The organism is Mycobacterium hackensackense (genome assembly GCF_025822555.1).
In the GTDB taxonomy this organism is placed as follows: Bacteria; Actinomycetota; Actinomycetes; order Mycobacteriales; family Mycobacteriaceae; genus Mycobacterium; species Mycobacterium fluoranthenivorans.
Map to the genome: position 1 here is coordinate 487030 of NZ_JACKUC010000029.1, position 20012 is coordinate 507041.

Annotated in this window: 19 protein-coding genes and 1 pseudogene; 7 read left to right on the plus strand and 13 right to left on the minus strand. The window is 57.9% G+C overall.

What is annotated here, in order from left to right:
- Positions 1-31: 31 nt before the first annotated feature.
- From H7J86_RS05500 to H7J86_RS05520, 5 genes are all read right to left on the minus strand, one after another.
- A complete protein-coding gene (locus tag H7J86_RS05500) occupies positions 32-310 on the minus strand; it encodes a hypothetical protein (RefSeq protein ID WP_267289762.1) in 279 nt (92 codons plus the stop codon).
- The gene (locus tag H7J86_RS05505; RefSeq protein WP_267289764.1) at positions 310-1158 is read right to left on the minus strand and encodes a phage holin family protein; all 849 of its coding nucleotides are present in this window, start codon (positions 1156-1158) and stop codon (positions 310-312) included. The genes H7J86_RS05500 and H7J86_RS05505 overlap by 1 nt, the downstream gene beginning before the upstream one ends.
- Positions 1159-1495: 337 nt before the next feature.
- Entirely contained in the window at positions 1496-2758 is a 1263-nt protein-coding gene (locus H7J86_RS05510) for a hypothetical protein (RefSeq protein ID WP_267289766.1), read from the minus strand.
- Positions 2755-3357, minus strand: a complete 603-nt coding sequence (locus H7J86_RS05515; RefSeq protein WP_308204823.1) for an ImmA/IrrE family metallo-endopeptidase — start codon at positions 3355-3357, stop codon at positions 2755-2757. The genes H7J86_RS05510 and H7J86_RS05515 overlap by 4 nt, the downstream gene beginning before the upstream one ends.
- A 702-nt stretch (positions 3358-4059) precedes the next feature.
- Entirely contained in the window at positions 4060-4374 is a 315-nt protein-coding gene (locus H7J86_RS05520) for a hypothetical protein (RefSeq protein ID WP_267289770.1), read from the minus strand.
- Positions 4375-5227: 853 nt separating this feature from the next.
- Between H7J86_RS05520 and H7J86_RS05525 the strand changes: the two genes are divergently transcribed.
- Complete coding sequence (locus H7J86_RS05525) at positions 5228-5671, plus strand: hypothetical protein (RefSeq protein ID WP_267289772.1); 444 nt, start codon at positions 5228-5230, stop codon at positions 5669-5671.
- 227 nt (positions 5672-5898) lie between these two features.
- On the opposite strand, the gene H7J86_RS05530 is transcribed toward H7J86_RS05525, so the two are convergent.
- Positions 5899-6399: a hypothetical protein gene (locus H7J86_RS05530; RefSeq protein WP_267289774.1), complete on the minus strand. Its 501-nt coding sequence runs from the start codon at positions 6397-6399 to the stop codon at positions 5899-5901.
- A gap of 68 nt (positions 6400-6467) precedes the next feature.
- Positions 6468-6647, minus strand: a complete 180-nt coding sequence (locus tag H7J86_RS33545; protein ID WP_372517221.1) for a helix-turn-helix domain-containing protein — start codon at positions 6645-6647, stop codon at positions 6468-6470.
- Between the two features lie 137 nt (positions 6648-6784).
- On the opposite strand from H7J86_RS33545, the gene H7J86_RS33675 reads away from it, so the two are divergent.
- The 5 genes from H7J86_RS33675 (at position 6785) to H7J86_RS05550 (ending at position 11121) form a co-directional block, all read left to right on the plus strand.
- Positions 6785-7435 carry a DUF7255 family protein gene (locus tag H7J86_RS33675; RefSeq protein WP_443677654.1) on the plus strand — a complete coding sequence of 217 codons (651 nt, stop codon included), beginning with the start codon at positions 6785-6787 and terminating at the stop codon, positions 7433-7435.
- Positions 7436-7692: 257 nt separating this feature from the next.
- Positions 7693-7941 carry a hypothetical protein gene (locus H7J86_RS05535; protein WP_267289776.1) on the plus strand — a complete coding sequence of 83 codons (249 nt, stop codon included), beginning with the start codon at positions 7693-7695 and terminating at the stop codon, positions 7939-7941.
- 69 nt (positions 7942-8010) lie between these two features.
- A complete protein-coding gene (locus tag H7J86_RS05540) occupies positions 8011-9876 on the plus strand; it encodes an Rv0964c family protein (RefSeq protein ID WP_267289778.1) in 1866 nt (621 codons plus the stop codon).
- Positions 9877-9886: 10 nt separating this feature from the next.
- The gene (locus tag H7J86_RS05545) at positions 9887-10315 is read left to right on the plus strand and encodes a hypothetical protein (RefSeq protein ID WP_267289780.1); all 429 of its coding nucleotides are present in this window, start codon (positions 9887-9889) and stop codon (positions 10313-10315) included.
- A gap of 74 nt (positions 10316-10389) precedes the next feature.
- Positions 10390-11121 carry an 8-oxoguanine DNA glycosylase OGG fold protein gene (locus H7J86_RS05550; protein ID WP_267289782.1) on the plus strand — a complete coding sequence of 244 codons (732 nt, stop codon included), beginning with the start codon at positions 10390-10392 and terminating at the stop codon, positions 11119-11121.
- Between the two features lie 443 nt (positions 11122-11564).
- Here the strand turns inward: H7J86_RS05550 and H7J86_RS05555 are convergent, their stop codons facing one another.
- From H7J86_RS05555 to H7J86_RS05570, 5 genes and pseudogenes are all read right to left on the minus strand, one after another.
- Positions 11565-12323 carry a recombinase family protein gene (locus H7J86_RS05555; RefSeq protein ID WP_267289784.1) on the minus strand — a complete coding sequence of 253 codons (759 nt, stop codon included), beginning with the start codon at positions 12321-12323 and terminating at the stop codon, positions 11565-11567.
- Between the two features lie 102 nt (positions 12324-12425).
- Entirely contained in the window at positions 12426-14402 is a 1977-nt protein-coding gene (locus tag H7J86_RS05560; protein WP_267289786.1) for a hypothetical protein, read from the minus strand.
- A 24-nt stretch (positions 14403-14426) separates the two neighbouring features.
- Positions 14427-14513, minus strand: a pseudogene (locus H7J86_RS33550) (hypothetical protein); the annotation flags it as partial.
- A gap of 186 nt (positions 14514-14699) precedes the next feature.
- Positions 14700-17717 (minus strand): DEAD/DEAH box helicase, encoded by a 3018-nt coding sequence (locus tag H7J86_RS05565; RefSeq protein WP_267289788.1) that lies wholly within the window; start codon positions 17715-17717, stop codon positions 14700-14702.
- Positions 17718-18077: 360 nt separating this feature from the next.
- Positions 18078-18347 carry a helix-turn-helix domain-containing protein gene (locus tag H7J86_RS05570; protein WP_267289790.1) on the minus strand — a complete coding sequence of 90 codons (270 nt, stop codon included), beginning with the start codon at positions 18345-18347 and terminating at the stop codon, positions 18078-18080.
- Between the two features lie 156 nt (positions 18348-18503).
- On the opposite strand from H7J86_RS05570, the gene H7J86_RS33555 reads away from it, so the two are divergent.
- The gene (locus H7J86_RS33555) at positions 18504-19103 is read left to right on the plus strand and encodes a DUF2510 domain-containing protein (RefSeq protein ID WP_372517222.1); all 600 of its coding nucleotides are present in this window, start codon (positions 18504-18506) and stop codon (positions 19101-19103) included.
- Positions 19104-19139: 36 nt separating this feature from the next.
- Here the strand turns inward: H7J86_RS33555 and H7J86_RS05575 are convergent, their stop codons facing one another.
- Entirely contained in the window at positions 19140-19850 is a 711-nt protein-coding gene (locus H7J86_RS05575; RefSeq protein ID WP_267289792.1) for a DUF732 domain-containing protein, read from the minus strand.
- Positions 19851-20012 lie beyond the last annotated feature (162 nt).

Consider the following 20012-nt stretch of genomic DNA (forward strand, 5'->3'; position numbering starts at 1 on the left):
GGTGAATCGCGGTGACTACGCAAGCTGCTCTCTATCGCACGGGGTTTGGGAACTCCTGCAAACGGTGCCGCTCTGCGTTCGGATCAAGGTCATCACTCCACTCGAAATTGACCTCGGGCCCCTTGTCATCCCCCGGCATGACGCGGATCAGCTTGACCGCACCGGCGGCGAACACATCCCACTCCCACAGCCTGGTTACCTGCGGGCCGCCAACCTTCACGTAGTAACGATCAGTACTGCTGCGGTTTTGCACCCGTAGATTGAACCGGTCGTCGCGAAGCACCAACCAGGGTGACTGAATACTCGACATTATGTTGATTCCTCGTCTGTCAATGGTTTCGGAATGATGACGCGCAAACGGGCATCCGTACCCCTCTCACCTACCTCGTCGGCGATAGCCAGCTGAAGGGCTTTATTTTCATCCGGCAGGCCTGAATGTAGTTCTACAAGTTGCCCCAAAGATGCTCGATGCCAGTGATTCCCATGGCTATCGCGGAAGAATAGGTTCACTCCCTCACCGCGCACCGACGTACTCGCCAGCTTGACACGGACCTGCCACTTTCCTGGCGGAAGCACCGAAGCGCGACCGATTGCTATCCGATCTAGTCGATGCTCCCATGGCTCCAATACTGTTTGCACCAGCTGAGATTCACCGAAATCGTTCATAGTCGCGGGCATCGGCGCGTCACTGTGCTCGCATAGCACGACGACGATCAGGTCGTAGATTGCCGACGATGACGCGTTGATGAGATTGACTTGCATCGTGGTCGTCAGGTTAACGTCCCGACCGCTGACTGGCCCGGGACTGATGATATTCATGATGAACTCAGCGGTGCCGACATCGGCCGGAATATCTCTCGGCTGCTTGTAAATAGCGCGGTAGCCACTGGGCCACGCGGTAATCGCGCCCGCTTGACTCCGCCGCTCGCTGAAGTTGCGGGCCCGTGTCTCATACCAGAACACGTAAGCCGCGATTGCGAACGCTAGCGTCGTTCCAACGCCCGCGATCCAATCGGGCACCGAACCCCAGTTCGCATTCATTTGCCGTTCTCGGAGTTGTCCCCATTGAACGAATGCGATCACACCAAAGATCAGCGCGAAGGTTGCAAACACGAGGGCAACGCCAGCTGCTACACCAAGACGCTTTCGCTGACTCATCACCTGAAACGGTAGTTGCGCCGGACGCATTACTACTGAGATTCACTCCGGCGCGTCGTGTGCGATACTGGATCGGGTATGTGAGGAATGCAACAAGTCGACGATCCTCGTGGTCGAGACGGTCCGACTCAATTGGAATCGCCACGGTATTCATCGGGACCATCCGAATACAGCCTCATGTCGATTGTGGACAAGCGGCGAGTTCGAATCCGCGAGGGGCACTGTTACCGCCGCAGTTCAGCGGCGGCCTTTTTAACGCCCGCACCGGCGGTGCTGTCAGCCCAATGCTAATCCGTCTCCGCAGGTGAGCTTGCTGGGGTGCTCAGCGCTACGGTGATCAGCGGCCCTGGTCCCCGTAGCTGTCAGGATCGGGGTGTGGGTAATCGTCAGGCAGAAAGGCCCACTCCGCCTTGCACGAAGTACAAACATCGGCCTCATCTGGATCAAACGGGTCAGGCTCGGGCATGTTAGGCACGTAAGGTCCGTCGCCGTCATTGCTAATGATACCGCACAGCATCTCACCGTTCGGCATGCATCCATGGATCTCGCGATCCTCTGGTCGGGCCGAGAGGTATGCCCTGGCGACTTCGAACTTCGGCACCAGTCCCAAGTCGAGCTCACCTTCCAGCTGGAGTGCGCCCTCAGGCTCAGTCGCACGCTGCTCAACCCCTTCCGCAGTGGTCGCAGGCAGATAATCTGCCAACGCGTCTTCTGGTTTCGCCTTATAGAAGGGATTCCACGACTGAGGCAAATACAGCTTCGACGGCCATTCTTCGCCACTGTGATAGCACGCTTCGCAAAGGTCATGTAGCTGGTCCGGCGTCCCGCGAGTCTCGAAGTTTCGGTATGCAGCGTTAACTGGATCGTCGAACTCAGTATCGATCGCAATAACTGGATAACGCCTATTCTTCCAAACGCCTTTTAGCTCCACAAAATCGAGCAGCATAAGGTCGCGAGTGTCCTCATCCCGGCGGAGCGATCCGGGAGCAGACCTACGCAGCATCGCGAGAGCGACTTCCACTGATAGTGTGAAATAGCGAGAATCACATTTACTTATCACGCGGAAGCCAGTGTCGATACTCGGACCGAAATAGTCATAAACAAATTTCGAGTGATCTTGCTGCTCCCAAGCCTTTCTATTTAAATCCACAACATCTTCGTCTGATTCTTCAGCGAACGGTAGACGCGGCACGCTGGATCGACTGTCCGGCCCAGGAAACGTCGCAATGAACGCTCCTCCTTTAGTCCCCATGGCTATGCCATCTAGCGAATAGAGCTCATAATCTGCCATTGATTTCAACCAAGTACGCACAGCGTTGCACACGTCGTCTTCGGAACGCACCCTGCAGGAGAAGATCAGCTCGTCGCCGATCGGCTTCCAGAGTTCAAAGCTAAGGTCCGCCGTACCCATTTCGAGCTGGGTTGTAGCAATTCGTTGCGGGAACTCTCGATAGAACTGCAGGAATACCTTCTGCCACGGATCAGGCAGATCGGCAGGATTTGTCTGCTTGAAAATTGTCGACCCCGTCAAATCGCACGACAGGAATATTAGCGAGACACTTTCATCGTCGGTGTCAGTGTCGGTATTGCCCGTCGTCACCGGAGTCCGAGCACCTCGGCGCGCACAGTTGCGGCACGTGGAGACACATCAAAGCGGCTTGCGAGCCGCCAAGGGTCGCCTCCGAGTTCGCGATATGCGTCTGCGAACTTCTCGGCTGGCATTAGTAGCGCTGAAGCAAAGACGTTCGCTTCCGTCTCCGCTCGGTCGCGGCCACCGCGTCCGAATTTCTTGTCTTCCACCTCTTTCGGATATAGGTAGTGCAGAAAATAGTGGCCGAGCTCGTGCGCTATGGTAAACCGGTCACGCCGCGACGACGTAAAGTGTGGAATGAAAACGGTGAAATTTCCTCGCCCGCGGACATGGAGCGATTCTTCATCTATTGCGGAACGGACGTCACCACCAAGACGTCTGAGTAGGACGTCTATGTCAGCACGGCCGGACGCATCGTAAATATCGTGGCCTACGCCCACCCGCTCCGCGTACTGTGAGATCGCGTCGTTTGTTAGCCAGGCGGGATCGGCTACATACGAAGACATCGAATCCGCCGCCTTTCTGCTGTTCCCTCTGCCCCACGATTGCCACTGTAGCGGCAGGGTCCGACAGCATACCGCGACTCGCCGGTTTGGATTTTTGCGCATTCACCTGCGAAGTTGCGCCGTCACCTCGCTAGCGCCGCCAGCACTGTGCCCAACGTCACCTGCTCCCCGCATCGGAAGCTACTTAGTGACCATGGCGTGTTCGTCGCCCCAGGCCTTAAGCAGGTGACAGAGCGGCACCGCCGCAGAGTGCCAGGAACCGCGACCCGTGATTGAGTTGACCGCTGCTGTGAACACTGTGCCGCGAGTGGCTTCAGTCTGGCACCAATGGCACGCTCGGGCACGGGCCAAGCGGGCGCAACTTGACTGTCTTGAAGGCCACTGACGCCTGGACGTACGTCGTCACCAAGTCCGGCAAGACCCGGTGCCAGCTCACCTAGATTTCGTGGAGTGCGAGATCCAGTTCTCTCCAGTGAAATATATATGCGGCCGATGTGTGTCCGGGATCAGGTTTGTACCCAGTGGATCGTTTAAGTGGAAGGACGGAACCCCGGGAGGTGCATCGTTCACCAAACTGGACTACGGGATGTATCGCACCATGTCCTGGACTATCAACGCCACCATCGACGGAACTGAGTTCGTCCACACCAACGGCAAACGGGATCTTCGTCAACACTGACGGTGTGCACACCAGCTGATAACTTTCGGCACCTGGACCCGTACTCTTGTCTGGATCCGGATACTCTCCAGCACAAAGGAATCCGATCGCGGACTGCTCCCAAGCAGTCCACCAGTTCGGTCTAACTACAACTCCTGATGGCCGCACATCTTGAGACAGCGGTTGTCGCCATCCCACTTGCAGCAGAACACTCGCCTTGGATCCAGATTGTCACGAGGATAGAACTCAGTGATGACGCGGCCTGGCTCGTACCGGGTGACACCTACGTATCCATCCAGATCTACGCCTATCTTCGCAACCTCAGCTTCAGTCGGCAGGGCGTCGATGGAGTACTTTTTCTTGGCATCTGGGAACTCGTCGAAGACCTTGCGGATACCGGCAAAGAACTCAGCATCAACCTCAGGCCCCAGGCTCGCTGCATCTATTTCACCGCAGCACATGGCCAACCCCTTTCATGCTCGGATTGCTTGTACAAGAGAAGCTTCGACCCGTGCGGGCGCTGCAAGCCAAGTAGTTCACTACTCGAATCCTCACCCGCAGGTCCTCTGCTGAGGGACTGCAACCCAGGTCGAGTGCGACCGCTGACCGCACCTGGGGAACGAGTAGCGCTTCGGTAGCACCGTTGCCAAACGACGTCCATGCATAGGGACAATCCGGGCCGGGTAGCGCCCCTTGCCAATCACATGTTGTCAGGGCAGTACGCGATGGACGCTGCACCTTTCATGAGGTAGAGCTGGAGAGCTTCGATGAACCAGGGGTGGGGATCCTCAGGTCGGGCGAGCGTTGGCGTTCTACCGGGAAGGTCGACGCCTTTCGAGCAGACTGCCGGACCTGCAGTGGGCGCGTCCAGGAAGAGCCGTCAGGCGAAGCACTCGTCTCGGCATTTGTGGAACCCCCGCGTACGAACGGGCGATTTTTGGACTCGCCACGGCAAGTTGAAGAGCTAAGCTACTCAAGCGCCCAGCCCTGGCCCGGGCGAGGAATTCACCCGAACCAGGACCGGTTGCAAGATGGGGCACTACATTGGCCACATCTCGAAGAACAGCCTGATCAGCTGGATTATGGCCGCCAAGCAATTAGCCCAGCTGCTCAGGTCTTTCTTATCCTTTTTGCGCTCCGTCCTCTTGTCACCGTGGGTCGCATCCATACGCTCGTCACCTCCCCTCCTACTTCGGCGGGGAAGCCAACCCGGTCGGGTAACACTGCCCCACCCACGAAGAGTTGCACGCCTGCAACTCAGACCGAGGACGGGTTGCGTCAGTGTCACACTGACAAAAGATTTAAGGTTTGGCGATGCCTAAGACACGACGTGATGTTCGGGATATCCAGGCTTCGGCAGCATGCGAACTTGCCGCACAGGCGCTTACTCTCACCGACGACCCCAGCATGGACCACGTTGTGGCACTTAGCCGCATGAGACAGCTGATCGAGATCCTCGAATCGAGTGTGACGTACTTGCTGCTTGACCAGGGATTTTCATGGGAGAGGATTGGTGACCAACTCGACGGCGTCAGCCGTCAGTCTTATCATCGACGCCTGAGTAAGCGCGTTGCAAAGCTCATAGACCTACCGCCCGGAATCGTGCACTACCAGGAGAACCGCGCCGGACGAGAGATCACGAGCGAGTTGCCCCCATGTAGCTGGACCGGCGACCTGCGAAGAATCGCTCAGTTGGTGGAGGGAATGTCCACCACGCAGCATCATCCTCAGCTGGTGAAGCACCATCGATCAGGCTGATCGCTAAGATCAGAGGAACGACAGCAACATTCTGATCCACAGGTGTAGAGAACCGCATGCAGGAAACCACTCCGAATCCGCCGCATAGGTTGGTTGTCATGGGTCAAGCTCAGCTCTCTTGCAGATCCGGCCAGATACATTCCCGGAGCTCCTGAGCCGCGACTGGCTCCGCTTTCATCAATGCAACTCGTAGAACACCCAGGCAAGCAATCTGCCATGCCTCGTACTTACGAGCATGAACCACCATGGTGGGTCCAGGCCCACTCACAATTGGCATTAGCGCATAAGGCCGGTTCAGCCTTCAGCGACAACTCGTAGCAATGCTGAGCGCCTTGCGGGTTCGCTGCCATCATGGAGATGTCGGGGTTGATGGATCGAAATCTTGCTAGCACTGTTTCCACGTAGCGCCGGGTCTCTGGGGTGAGGTCGTTGTCTAGTACGTACCGGTAGTGATGAGCCTGAAGGCTCGCACTCTCCCGACCATCGTTCTTCCCGTCAACAACGACTCGGACAACTCCGAGCTTCATCTTCTGGGCATAGCCCAGAAGCCATGCTGCATACTCTTCTTTGATACCCACTTCAGCTGCGAGGGCCTTTGGGTCGGTGCAGCCCTCTTCCAGAAACCGGACAGCCTGACCGAACCGGTGGTCACCAGCCATTTCGTATCGGGCTAGCTCCGCCCACACTGCTGGCGAAGGCGGGAAGACCTCGTCGAGACCAGCTTCCATTGAATTCTCCTAGATAGGTTGATTAGCAACCGAACTCGCGTAAATCGTTCGGACTGACGCCACCGTCACTACTTACCCAGCCACTTCCGTATGGTCATCCTGTTCACACCGAGATGTTGAGCGAGATCGACCTCCGTCATACCGTCCGCATGCGCTGCCACGGCTACTCGCGCCGCGAAATCCATTGCCCGCGCTAGATCAGCGCGGGCGTTGGCCACGTCGCGAGCCGCTTTCTTAAGGTCATCCATGTCTAGCACTATACACCGAGCCTGTATGGACGTATACAGCTTGCGACCCCTGTTTCTGAGGCTCACCAGCCCGAAGCCATCGGGAGCGCGCCGAAACGAAGTGGAAGATTTCGATGACCCTGCTGCACACTGTGGAGATGGTCAGAACCGGAGCGCGTGCGGAGGCGTTGAGGGATCTGTTGACGCGCGCGGGCTTCGAGCCTCTAGCGGCTGGACCGAAAGCCCCCCGAATCGAGGACCTTCCCAGCCGCGCGCGTGCCTTAGTCCAGGACGTATACAGTTCGCTCGGCGGTACTGTGCTGAAACCGTCACTTCAGCCAGGGGCCTGGGATCTAGCCTTCTCCGGTGAGCTGGTTGTGGAACTAGACGAGGAGCTGCACTTCAACCGCTATCGAGCACAGACACTCGAACCATGTTGGGCCGCTTCCCTGCCGTGGCGAGACGCTTATCTTGAGCAAGCTCAAGAACATGAGGGCGAATGCACTACGGCTGGCAGGTGGGGTAACCGTTGGACCACACCGTCTAGCGAAGCGATGTTCGGACAGCCTGACCTACCGGGTGAGCTTGATCGAGGTGCCGGAGCTCCACGCTGGAAGCAGCGCGCGCTCTACGACTCCATGAAGGACATCGCGGCCCTGCACTCGTCAACGACGCTGGCCAGAATCTCAGTTTGGGACAAAATCGGTGACGACAGAGTCGGTGACATGCTCAGCCGAGGGGTAACCGGGCACGTTGGCCTCCTTCGTCAACTTATTGAGAAACGCACCACGTCTGATCAGCATCCGTAGGCCGCCTCAAATCGCGATCCTCGCAGGCCGCACATTCTGCCGCCGGTCGTCGTCCTGCCTCCGCACTGCGAGATGCAACGTCGTCAGTGATCGCGCGGGCCGCGGCCGGTATTGGTGCAGCAGACGGTAGAAACCGCGCAGTATGCTGGCATCGATGTCTTTGCTAGAGACTGGGGGGTCTCATGTCGGATTGGTTACGGGTAGCGCCCGAGGATCTGCACTTGTCTGCCTCGACGGTGGACACGCACGCAGACGAGATGCGTACCAAGCACGGCGCAGCCGACGTCCGCGTGGAGGAGTCTATGCGTGGCCTACCTGCAGGTGCCGCCTCTGCGCTTGGTGCCAAGGTTACCGAGTGGCGGACCATCACCAGCACGATCTACGGCAACATGGCTAGCCATAGCGACGGCCTGCGAATGGGTGCGCTGAACTACTCGCAGAATGATCAGACCTCCACCGCCAACATCGAGAACGCTGCCAGTCAGATTCCCGACACCACCGTGTAGCTGCTTGACACTTCAATGACAGTTTCGGTTGCCGACATAGATCGGTGGGACGCTGGTGACGTCCGCGAGGTGTTTCATGCCACCCGCAGTCGCGCAGAGGCTGCATTCGAGGCTGCGAATGGGATCGCCGCGCTACCTGCGTTCGGCTCCTGGGGCGGAACCGCGTCTGATGCCGCCAAGACCGCCATCGAAGCCACCCGCAAGGATCTGGACGCCCACGGCAACGAGGCTCTGGCGGTGTCCCGAGCAGCCTCGGTGGCCGCAGAAGACATCGAACAGGTCAAGAACGACCTCGCTGCCCTGCGTGACGACGCCGAAAAGCTCGGCATGGCAATAGATGCAGCCAGCAGTACCGTTGTCGCGGGACCAGGGACGGCAGGCGCGCCGCCCATGGAAACTGAACTAAAACGTGAGCAACTCCAAGCTCGCCTGGATGCCATCCTCGCCGAGGCAGCGTCAGCTGACGCAAAGCTCAGCCAAGCGATCAATATGGCCAGCGGCAAGACGCCTATTCCGAGCCAATCGGCTGGGCCTGGAGAGGGAACGCCCGCAGGAACCGGCCAGCCGGGACAACCCATCTCACAGCAATCCAGTAATACCGCGAACCCCAGCTCCAGCACCGACTTCCTCAATCAGTTGCGGAACGAGATGAGCCAGCCAGGGTCTGCAGGTGTACCTCCCACGTCCGCCCCGGCGCTGGATCCCAGCACTCCTGCGGGCAAGGCCGCAGCGGACCAGATGCGCAAGCTGCTCCAAGAGCAGGGTGTGCCAGCAGACCAAATCGATGGGCGGATTGCCGATGTCTTCGCACGCGCGCAGCAGCCCTTGCCCGCCCCACCGAAACCAGAGCCACCAACCAGACAACCCGCACCGGGGCTTGGCGAGCAGCTTGGCGATGCCTTCAACGACTTCACCAATGAGGTTCACGAGGGCTTCTACGACCGGCTTGACCAAACTGTCGATTCAGCTGAGCAGACACTGCACACAGCCCAGAATCTGACCGGGACCGGCGGAGAAGGCCGCCCCGGCGTCATGGACTCGTGGAAACAGGTCTTCGAGGACAACGCCAAGAGCGTCATGTCTGATCCGTTGCGTGCGATGGCCGGCCCGGGGAACCCGCTTGCAGAGTTCGGTGCGGTTCCCGGCGAGCTCTCGCAGGCGATCGACAATCCCGGCCACTACGTCGGAGAGAAGCTCTTCGACGGCACGGCAATGGCAGCCACCGCACCCCTCGGCGGCGAGGGAGCCCTCGGGCGGGCGCTCTTTCCCGAACTGCGCGCAGTTGAGCACGGTGCCATCCCGGAGGTCGGCGCACTTCCGCGTGACGTCACCCCTGGCATCCCTCACAATGTCATCGACGTACCACCGGCGAACGAGAATCCCCTCGGCAGCCCGCTTGCCGGAGATCACGGGTTGCCACCCGTCATGGACCACCACGGGGACCTGACTCATGTGAACGCAGAGTCCGGTGGGACCGGGGCATGGAACCACGAGCTGAATAACCCTGCGCCGCTTACTCATTACAATGTGGATGATCGCTTCAGTTACACCACCGATGCCAACAGCCGCGTGGGCCATGCCGAAATGACGTACGACCATGGTCATGAGCCTGGAGATCGCAACGGGTATCAACAGCGGATTGCGGGCGGCGACGACCGGCTACCCGGTGACCACGGCGGACACATCTTTGGTACACAGTTCGGTGGTCCGGGTGAAGCGATCAACATCACCGCCATGCGAGATACGTTGAATGCCGTTGGAGCACGTGACTATTACAACCTGGAGATGCAGTGGCGCGCGTTGGCTGAACAGGGGAGCCAGGTGCAGGTGAAGGTAGACATGTCCTACCCGGAATCATCACTGCGTCCAGACACTTACACGGTAAAGACATACGTTGACGGCCAGCTGAATAGCACTTACCACTTTGACAACTAAGGAGGCCCAAGTGGCCGAAGATCCGCCATACCTTGCCCAGCTTGGCGAAGCCCAGACTGCCGTCGTCCGTGCGCTATTCAACGAGCTACCTCGTGACGGCTGGAACGACTGTGTCGTGGAGTACCGAAAGGCAGGCCCAGTCGCGGAGTCTCGGGTTGCGCTCATTAGCGGCGACGGAAGCGCGACCGTGGTGGAGTCGCCCACCCCCATGGTCATCGCGTTGAAGCGACTCCGAGAGTTGATGGCAACTCAGGGCAAGGGAGCCTGGCTGTCTGCCACCATTAAGGCGATGCCTGACGGGAAGTGCTCGTTCGACTACAACTACGACGCGCGCCCGAACTGGACGGTGCAGCCCACGGACGAGACCTACATAGAGGATCTAAGGAAGTACCCGCGCGCGGCTGATCAGATCCCCGATTGGTATCCGCGTTCGTCCTGAGGATCACGGTCTACTGGCCACAGCTGAAGATCGCGACTCTCGGGTCAGTTGTCGCACCTCCCCCGCATACTGCTGTGAACGCAATCGACCTACCGGAGGCGAACTTGGGCGCTGCAGATCAGGCCCGTGCTCTATTTGGCGGTGATGAGCCAGGGTCCCGCGACGACTTGCTCAGTCAAGGCTTTCTGCGCGACATGGCGAAGACGAAGCGCGCCGTGCCAGATCCGCAACTGTGGCCATCTGAGCTGGAGCGACTGCCGCTGACCAACGGGCGGTTCCGCATTGACCGTCGAACGGTGTTCGAGATCGCTCACCGGGCGGTCGCGACACCTGAAGATCAGTGGTCTGCTGCGCAGCTTCACACCGCAGTAGTCATCTGGGGCGCACACCCAGGTATGCCAATGACCCGCGCGCTCAAGCCTCTCCAGAGCCCGGATGCACCAAAGAATCTTGCTGCAGCGCTTAGGTTAGTGCGTGGCGAGGGACCTTCCAGTGCATACAGAGCGCTCATCAAACGCCCACGAGGAAGCCTCAATCTCCCCCATCTAGGCGCGTCGTACTTCACGAAGTTCCTCTACTTCGCCGGGTGGGATTCGAAGCCCCTACTCGGCCAACCGTTGATCATGGACGACCTTGTCATCAAGTCACTCGTTGCACTTACTGGCGAGACTTGGACCGACGAATCACCGGTTGATTACATCCGGTACCTAGACCTGGCCCGTGACCTCGCTCATGAAGCAGGTACTAGCGAAGATGTCGTTGAGCGGCAGCTGTGGCGCTCGAATGAAGGCGAATTGGCCGACTAGAGGGGTGCCGATGTCACGGCGAAAAGTTCGAATGGCTGAGCTGGTCGAAGGGATCATCGATACCAAAGCGGTACTTCGGACCCTTTCCCCCACCGATGACGGCGAGCAGTATCACGAGCTATTCAGGCAGCTGGTGATGTTCGAGGCTGAACGGCAAGAGATCCTCCGGAGGCAGCGGTAACGACGTCTCAAAGCTCATGAGGTCAAACAGCATCGACGTCTCGCCTACCTCAACTAGGGTTTACATCCCTCAACGGTCAACATCCGAATATCGCGGAATCACCTGCAGCACAGAGCTACCCGCTCGTGCTGATACGGAAGGAAGCAAGTGGTCTTGATTCGTCACATGGATCCGGCACCTGCGGTACTCGTAGCGTCCGAGCCGCTGGTAGGCCCATACCCATCCGCTGCCGTCCGCACTGTGCTCCACGGTTCCCCGGTTCCTATGATGCATCGGACAAGGCAGCGTCTTCGCTGACGTGGTTGCTCAAGGTCACTGCCCTGACCGTAGCCGGAAACCACTTTCGGTTTCCACGAGACGTCGGTACACCATCAGCCGTCAACCCCTCGGCGATGGACTGGAATGTGTTGCCTTGCTGACGTTCCCGAAGAATCCTCCCCACGGTAGCGGCAGGAAGCCTGACGGGGGCTCCTAGGCGCTCTCCCCGAGCGCGCTTGGCCGCTAGGGCATCACGCGTCCTCTGACTAATAAGCCGCCGTTCGTACTGCGACCCCGAGATGATGATGTTCGCCGCCATCTCCCCAGCCGGGGTGCTTGTATCGATGTCGAGGTCGGCGAAATGCAACGCCCATCCCTCACGCCGGGCGGATTCCATCAGTCCAGCTCCATCGACCACCGACCTGCTCAGCCGATCCATCTTGGCAACCAAGATGCCCTCAGCCTGACGGCTCCGCACGGCAGCCAGAGCGCTCAGAGCACCCGGACGTCCATTGAGGTTCTTTGCACTAATGCCCTCGTCGCAGAACTCATCGACCACCACCAGACCCTTACGTTCGGCGTAGGCCAGTGCAGTTGCACGCTGCGCCTCGATGCCAAGGCCTGAGGCCGCCTGTTCAGCGGTAGATACGCGAAGGTAGACCACCACCGAGTTCGGAGGAGCGGTCGCTCGGGGTCGTCGATTGCCTGAAATCCCCACAACATGCATAACATTGACGGACGTCAACATTATTTCGTAGGACATGGGATGCGTTCAAGGCGGGCTTATGGACTTCTAAGAACCCCAGCCTCGCCTTCGAAACCCCCTACTTCGACCGGAACTTGGTGCGATCAGGCGGGAACGGGGCTACCTTCGCAGAAACTCACTAACGCGAAGCACCGCCGTAGCGACTGTAGCAACCTGCGCCACTAGCGTCAGCCCGAGTCGGCGACCTGCGTGACGCCTGACTGTGCCAAGCTCTCTAGCTTCGGCTGCGATAGTTGGCAGGTCAGCGAGTGCTGGATCCGACACGCACGGAGACAGCGATTGATTTTCTTTGGCGGGGTATGGGCAACCTGGACTCTCAACGTCACGATTTGAAATGTGGGTTACCAGTGACGAACCGTCGAGACGAAGTGCCACGGACTGCACAATGGATCGCGAGTACGTAGTGGCATATTGCTTTGTTGTTGTCTGCTCAAAGCAACGGCAAACGACCTTAATCTCAGGACCCACTTCATACAGGTAAAGTTGTGCCACTATGTATGCTGAGTTGGTTAGTATATTGTCAAGCACTTCGCTGACATAGTGCTTTTCGCTAAGATCATTTGCCGCATTAGCCTTGGGCAATAGGCCGGACTTCCATCCTGGTACTTTGCTATAGAAGGTAGGGTAGAGCACACTCAGTTGCACCCTTCGAGGCTCATATTTAATAGCCATCTCGTGTGTCTCACCCTTTCGACTGATTGAAAGAGCACCCGATTGGGACGTAACCGAATAGCGTAGCCTCGGCTGGGCGATTACCGGGGGCCCAACTGCTGCGGTTCCAATTTTGGATACCGAATTGGCGAGTTCTTCACGGAGGAAGCTATTGAGCATACTAACAAGTTCTGGAATAAAGTCAGTTTTAGCAGGAGTGACAGTCAGAACAGTGGCGGATGTTCGCACAGTCCCTGGGATCCGCAAAAAGATCAATCCACCAACCCAGGAAACAAGCGCGGCAAGCATTGCTGCGGTCAAGACGGTGTGGTTTTCATACACGATGTTTCTAGTGGGGGGCAAGGCGATCAGAATGATTGTGCCAAGGCCCGCACCCAAACATCCACCTAGAAATCCCGCGGTCGAGTGAACTAGATATCCACACGCCAGAGATATCAAAAGAACGGAAAACACCATTGCCACATTTAGCGCCTCGACGCCGACAAAAGGTATCTGGAAGCTAGCTAGTTTCGGCGGTAGCAATGCGACACTCGCCGTCATCGAGGCCGCTATCGCACACGCAGTAATCAGCAACGCTGATATATGATTTACGATAATCCAATTGTAATATCCAGCTATGCGAGCCTTTTTGGTATAGAAGAGAACACTGGTGGGCGCAGTTTGAACATAACGCCGCGGCGACTCGCTGAATATCTTCAGCGACTGAGCACGAAGATTAGATTGCGCATTAATGGCCAACATTATTGATATAACACCTAAGAAGCATGCCACTATTATAGAGAGAGGCACGAATACCAATAGGTAAGTAACGACTTTCTGTTTGGACGCCACACTTTCAAGTAGGTACAACCAGCACGCTGGAAAGAGGCCCAGGAAATGCATGATCGGCCACCACAGCCAGAACCATCTTATTTGTATTCCAGCAAATCTAAGAGACCCACTGTATCGCATCGTAGGTCGGCCAAACCAATTATTTGCGTGTCCAACGCAACGCCAGTCCCACAGGACGTCGCAGTGCAATGCTAGGATTGCCGACATTGATCCCGCTGCGACGACCGCACTGTTGAAGTACAACGTCAGAATTATGCCAATAATCGTGACCGTAACTAGGCCTCCCCGAGAATGAATAATGAGTCTATTGATTTCTCGCGAATCTTCTATTTCTTTAAAACGCGAAATCGCTGTTCGGAAATTTGCCTTCAATAGTGATGACCAAGCTGCCCGCAAGCGTGGGCTAGATCGACTAAAACGGATCTGATAAACCGCATGATCAAGGGCATCCACCGCCAGCGCGGTCGCCACAGACACGGCGACCAGCGAACCGCTTGGCAGTTCGCCGCTAGCTGCCAGGACGATGGCGGTCGGAGCTATCGCTGATATTCCCACGTGAGCGGCGGTGTACACGGTGGGAATATATCAGCGTATTACCGTGAGCTGGCGGTATGCCGTGGCAGCTAGGGCGTACTGATCTGCCCGCCCATCCGTTCCGACCGTCATGTTGGTGGTCGTAATGCCGCGCTTGAGTCATCCAATGGGCGACACTCTGGAAGGCGACATTAATGCCCGGGGCGACACTAAAGCGACTGCAGGCTAAAGGCTGACGGAACTGCCTGCAGGGGACCATCAACGCACCTGCCATTGTGCTGCGCAACGCACCTGGGAGTCTACGCGGGTGGCGAAAGCGCCGGGCCATGGAAAGACCTAATGAGTCAGTCTTCGGGCTTGAATGAGCTGAAGAATCTCCTGAGCGAGGTCGTCACCAACTAGAGAGCTTAGGTCATTGGCACCGTTGCCAATCGCTTCGAACGATGTTAGTCCCCTGCCGGCGAGCACTAGATATTGAGCTCGCGTTAACCGTGCGCCAAGTTGCAATGCAACTTCCCCCATTTGTGGAGGTAGACCGATCTCGAGGCGCACACCGAGATGTGCCAGGGTTGCCTCGTCGGCAAGTTGGTAGCCGCGTACACGGCAAATCGTGATGACCGCATCAATCACATCGCGAGTACGTGCAGCGACGCTCCGTACTGGGCCCGCGGCAGCACGATTTGGCAAGTGCTGCATCAGGATCGACTCTATATTCGTCATTGGCAGATCGCTCATGAACAGCAATGCCGCAGCCGTCTTCTTCGAACGACTCAGTGGTTCTCCGCCCCCAACGTGGAACCCTCGCATCAGGGAGCCGTTCACGCCCATGGAGGCGACGCTTTGCGGCCAGCGGAACTGCTCTTGCCGCGACCTCCGTGCCACGGGAAAGTAAAAATCGAGTTCAACTGTCACCTGTGCCAACGCAACGAGGTCAGCCTCAGTGACGACCGCGTTCGCGGGAAGGAATCTGAGCAGGGAAGATACTTGGGTAACGGAACGTACCTCAAGGCCGGATTCGCCCGCGTAACGGCCAAGTTCGGTGACAGTGATTCGACCGTCCGGCTCAACATCTACAAGTTCGGCGCTCGAAAGTGCTGCGACATCCTGCTCAAGTCTTTGCCGACTCCACCCATCACCGCCAGCGTCGACGCGTTGCCATATGGCAAAACTGTTCTCGAGTATTGCAATGAGCTCTTCGAGTGGTGCTGTGCCTCCAAGGGCTACCAAACTCCGAAGCACTAGGGTCTGGGGATCAGTAGTCGCGCTCAGGAAGTGCGAGACGATCGGCTCAGGCTGTCCCAATACGTAGCGTTGCCATGCTTGTGAAGGCGCTGGATCGCCAGTCGCCACGATGTATGATTCGCCGTCTTCGGCATACCCCACTCGCCCTGCCCGTCCGACCATATTCTTATACTCAGAAACCGAGTACGGATTCGGTCCCGGGTGCGTGAGGCCTGCGATAACAACAGCCTCGGCGGGTGTGTTGACTCCCATCGCGAGGGTTGTCGTCGCGACGATGACCCTTAGATCTGAATCCTTCTCGCGAAACCGAGTCTCCAGCGCAAACCTCTCGGTCGCGTCTAAGTCTGCGTTATGAAACCCGACGCCACCAGTCAACGCGGCGCGCAACTCGCTAGAGGTTGTTGACGGGTCGCCACCCTCCGGGAGGAGCGATGACACCGATGATGCAGCCGCGAGCCCAAGGCTTTGAGATAGATACAGCGCCGTCCCTACGGTATCGTTCTTGTAGGCGCGGAAGACGATGACCTTCTTGCCTTCGCTCACAAGACGACTGACAAGTGGGATGATTATGGGCTTATTTCCTCGTCCCCCCACTCCCCACGCCGGTCGGATGAAGGTCTCGACTGAATCGCTACCGTCAGGGTGGTAGTGACGCGCTCGTCCGGATTCATCGATAATGCTTTCGCGCAGTGGAATAGGACGTTCAGTAGCGATGAGCAGGCCCGCGTCCAACCAGCGTTCAAAGCCGTTTGTATCGCCGATCACTGCCGACAGCGCGACGATCTGTGGTGGACTACCTCGACCGTGGCCCGATCGAAGTAGCGCCAATAGAAACTCGATGTTGGGACCACGCGATGGATCTGAGATTATCTGCGCCTCGTCAACAACGACGAGAGAGACGCCCCTCATAATCCAGGGTGACGCGGTCAGGATGTTCAGGAATTTCTCGTAGGTCAAGAGCGCTAGATCGTACTGGCCGTTATAGATTGATTCCAGCTGGTCTGCGTGTTCGCCAGTCGCTCGCACAACGGTTAAGTGATCGCTGTACAAGCCAGAGAAGTAGTCGTACTTTTCGTTGACCAGTGCCCTCATCGGCAGCAGCATCACTGCTCGCGATCCTGCCTCAGCTTCGCGTATAGCTGCTAACTCGCCAATCATGGTCTTGCCAGATGAAGTTGGAGCGACGACCACCAAAGAACTCCCGTCTAGCACGCCATAGTCATTGACGGCTTTCAGCTGTAACTCATTAAGCGCTGGCATTCGCGATGCCCAACGATCAATCACAGCTTGGCTATATCCGAATTGCTCTAACGACTTCCAATCCTTGGCTGCTGGCAGGCGGACGCGATGTGGGAAGGCAGCGGCATAGGTCGCCCCCGGAATGAGCCTTGGGAGGGCAGGTGCTCCTTCGATTGAGCCGTAGATGGTAGGCGTTTGAATGCTCCCCAGCGAACGAGCCGAGTCGGTCACGCGCGTTGTTACGTAGTCGAGGAGTGCCAGCAGGGGAATGAGATCCTTGGTGCTGTAATCGCCGAATCCTTGGAGCGCCTCGATCAGGTGGTGCGAGAACAAGCCGTGGCCGAACGCCGCCGATTCTAGAGCGGGCTCGGCATTTCCGGAGGCAGTCAAAACCATGCGACCCGCGCCCCGCACAAGGCGTTCAACACTCTGCCGGTCCTCGATTGTTGCTCGGGTGGCTGTGGGAGCAAAGACGCGAGCACCCCCAAAGCCGCCGGAGAAGCAGCAGTCGAGTATCACGATCAATTGGCGGCTGGGGATCGCATCGAGCAGAGACGCGAGCGTAGACAGAGCGATGCAAGTCCCTGCAAGATCACTGACATTGACATCAATCGGAACCAGTCGGTGATCGTCTGTGCCGTGTCCGGAGAAGGAGATGATGACGAGATCGTCGTCTGTTGCAGTGGCCAGAGATTGAATCGCTCCGATGATGTTGCTAGCAGTAGCCTGATCATCGACAAGGAACTTGACGTCGGCGGCAGCACTGTTGTCTGCGAATAGGCTCCCGAGCGCAACGGCGTCGGCCCGTGCACACGACAGTCGCGTGACAGGTGGCCGATACCTGTCAATACCGATAAAGAGTCCCCGCAACATAGGATCGTGATCGTAGCCACTAAGACCCGGCCTCGATGGATAAGTAGAGCCGCGACACGCCTTAAGCCAGACAACCTGGATGTACGGGTCGTCGAATCGAGGTCTTTCGGCGTGTCCACGCTGGAGTAGGTCGACGTGCTGAGCGATCCCGAAGTCAGCAAGGAACGCACTGGGCTCGTAGGTGTTGTGGCCGTGCATTTGGACTACTTAGACGTTTAATGGCACCTCCGTCGACGTGTACAACGTGACACGCGCGGGGGCACTAAACCCTTCGGGCCGACCAAGTTGCCCCGACAATTGCGCGGTTCGAGAGAAGCGAAGGCTGGTCTGACTGGGAAAAAGTAGGGTGACCGGCAACGGTCAGGGGGTATGCAGTGACCCGTCTATCCCCCCGCCCGACGGGTGGAGCTTTGCGATGACATCGACCAAGGTGGTCTCAAGTGAGTTTGCCACATTCCGCAGCTCGATCACGTCGAGCCTGCGTTCACCCGATTCGTACTTGCTCACAAAGGACTGCGGTACGCCAAGCCTGGCAGCCACCTCTACTTGTGTGAGCCCAGCCTCCCGGCGGAGGTCCCGCAGCAGCGCACACAGCTGCTGGTACTCCTCCGAGTAGATGGACTTCTCCACCCGGCCAGCGCACCTTGCCAGCTGGGAATATCCCAAAATAGGATATTGCTGGAGCGGGGTAGCAGAGGAGCTGAACATGCTGGTAGCTGAGAACGGTGATGCTCGCGCAGGGTCGAGGTCAAACGTTCGGCAGGCGACGCCCCAAGAAGGACAACCGTGAACCCAAGTGCTCCAGGTTGGTATCCAGATCCTCATGATCCGCTACGGACGCGCTACTGGACTGGCTCTGCATGGACTGACCACGCTCCGCCACCGCCCCCACAATGGGTGATTCCAGCACCAGCGAAACGGCACGATCCCAATCGAAAGTGGTGGCTGCTACTTATCGCCCTCGTCGTCGTTGTATCCGCAGGAGCGGCCATTGCCGTGTTCAGTCAGTCGGGCGAAGGCTGGGAGCTGCACGCTAATTCAGATTCCGCGTCTTCGGCAACCTCCACCGCCTTCGATGACTGGGTACCGAGCGTGTGCGCAGACCAAACGCTGACATCCCTTGCGAACGGCAGTATGGCGAATGCTGATCAAACTTGGTTCTGCCGTGCGAGTAAGTCCCCTTCAATCAACATTGCTATCGGCGTCTACCAGAGCTCCGCGTCCATGCGCGCCGACATCAATAGCTCTCTCCCGTGCTACTACTACGCGGCCATTCAGGACGATTCGGGAGCAACGTGGGCATTCGTTTCTACCTCTGCGTACGGATCCAAAGACCTCAAAACACTGACTCAGTATGGATTCTCGATCCAAAGAGCGAAGTGCTAGCGTGCCGCAGACCTGCGAAGTGCGGGATTGGATGAACTAGGACATCTTCTGGAGGCAGTTGATGTCGTGACCGTCGCCAGCGGTCCCTTGGTCGCGCACACGAACCGCACCGTCAACGTCGACCTGGCACGACAAAAAGTCTGCAGAACCCATGATCGGATCGACACCGAAGAAGTCGCCGCTCTTCCGGGCTCCCTCATTGCGTGTGACTGAACGGTCTGGGCTACAAATCTGCTGAGAAACAAGCTGGGTCGGCTGTCCGACGACTGCGGACTTGACGTCAATGCAGGCGGGACCTGACCAAGTCACAGTCGTGGCTACCTGTCTAGCAACAGGTCCGGCGCTGCCCGGTTGAGTAGCTGACGGCACCTGAGACTGGGCGCTCGCCCCCGGTTCATAAATATACTGCGGACACAGTGATTTCTCGGCGTTGGTTACAAAGAGTTCGATGTCGTAGGTGCTGATATTGGAGTTGGCCGCCGACAGTTGGTAGACGACCGCCATCTCGCTCATTCCGTTTGCGAGCAAGGCGCAGACTTCCTTCGGGCTGACCTCAGCACCCAACCCTGCGGGTAGTCCAGCCTTGGGACAACCGTCAAACCCGCCACCGAGCGCGGTCAGATAGGGGTCCTGGCTCAAGGCTGCACAGTCTGGGGGCGCAGCATCGGCGACACCATTACCCAACAGGCCAAAGGCCCCCGTAACAATGCTGGCTGTGCCCATCACCATGATGAACCGCTTGGTCATCTGAGTTCTCCTAGCGAATCTGAGATGATGCTGCCAGCAGCATCGCACAGGGGAGCATGAGGATGGACTCGAACGGCCCGACAGCGAATGTGCGATCGTTTCCGACGCAAATAGTCACGCGTTCAGCGCCTCTCGCCTGAATCACCCACACCAAGCTACTCC

Coding starts and splice junctions, on each gene's coding strand:
- H7J86_RS05500 (WP_267289762.1), bottom strand. CDS start 310: ATGTCGAGTATTCAGTCACCCTGGTTGGTGCTTCGCGACGACCGGTTC.
- H7J86_RS05505 (WP_267289764.1), bottom strand. CDS start 1,158: ATGAGTCAGCGAAAGCGTCTTGGTGTAGCAGCTGGCGTTGCCCTCGTG.
- H7J86_RS05515 (WP_308204823.1), bottom strand. CDS start 3,357: ATGCGCAAAAATCCAAACCGGCGAGTCGCGGTATGCTGTCGGACCCTG.
- H7J86_RS05520 (WP_267289770.1), bottom strand. CDS start 4,374: ATGTGCTGCGGTGAAATAGATGCAGCGAGCCTGGGGCCTGAGGTTGAT.
- H7J86_RS05525 (WP_267289772.1), top strand. CDS start 5,228: ATGCCTAAGACACGACGTGATGTTCGGGATATCCAGGCTTCGGCAGCA.
- H7J86_RS05530 (WP_267289774.1), bottom strand. CDS start 6,399: ATGGAAGCTGGTCTCGACGAGGTCTTCCCGCCTTCGCCAGCAGTGTGG.
- H7J86_RS33545 (WP_372517221.1), bottom strand. CDS start 6,647: ATGGATGACCTTAAGAAAGCGGCTCGCGACGTGGCCAACGCCCGCGCT.
- H7J86_RS33675 (WP_443677654.1), top strand. CDS start 6,785: ATGGTCAGAACCGGAGCGCGTGCGGAGGCGTTGAGGGATCTGTTGACG.
- H7J86_RS05535 (WP_267289776.1), top strand. CDS start 7,693: ATGCGTACCAAGCACGGCGCAGCCGACGTCCGCGTGGAGGAGTCTATG.
- H7J86_RS05555 (WP_267289784.1), bottom strand. CDS start 12,323: ATGTCCTACGAAATAATGTTGACGTCCGTCAATGTTATGCATGTTGTG.
- H7J86_RS05565 (WP_267289788.1), bottom strand. CDS start 17,717: ATGTTGCGGGGACTCTTTATCGGTATTGACAGGTATCGGCCACCTGTC.
- H7J86_RS05575 (WP_267289792.1), bottom strand. CDS start 19,850: ATGACCAAGCGGTTCATCATGGTGATGGGCACAGCCAGCATTGTTACG.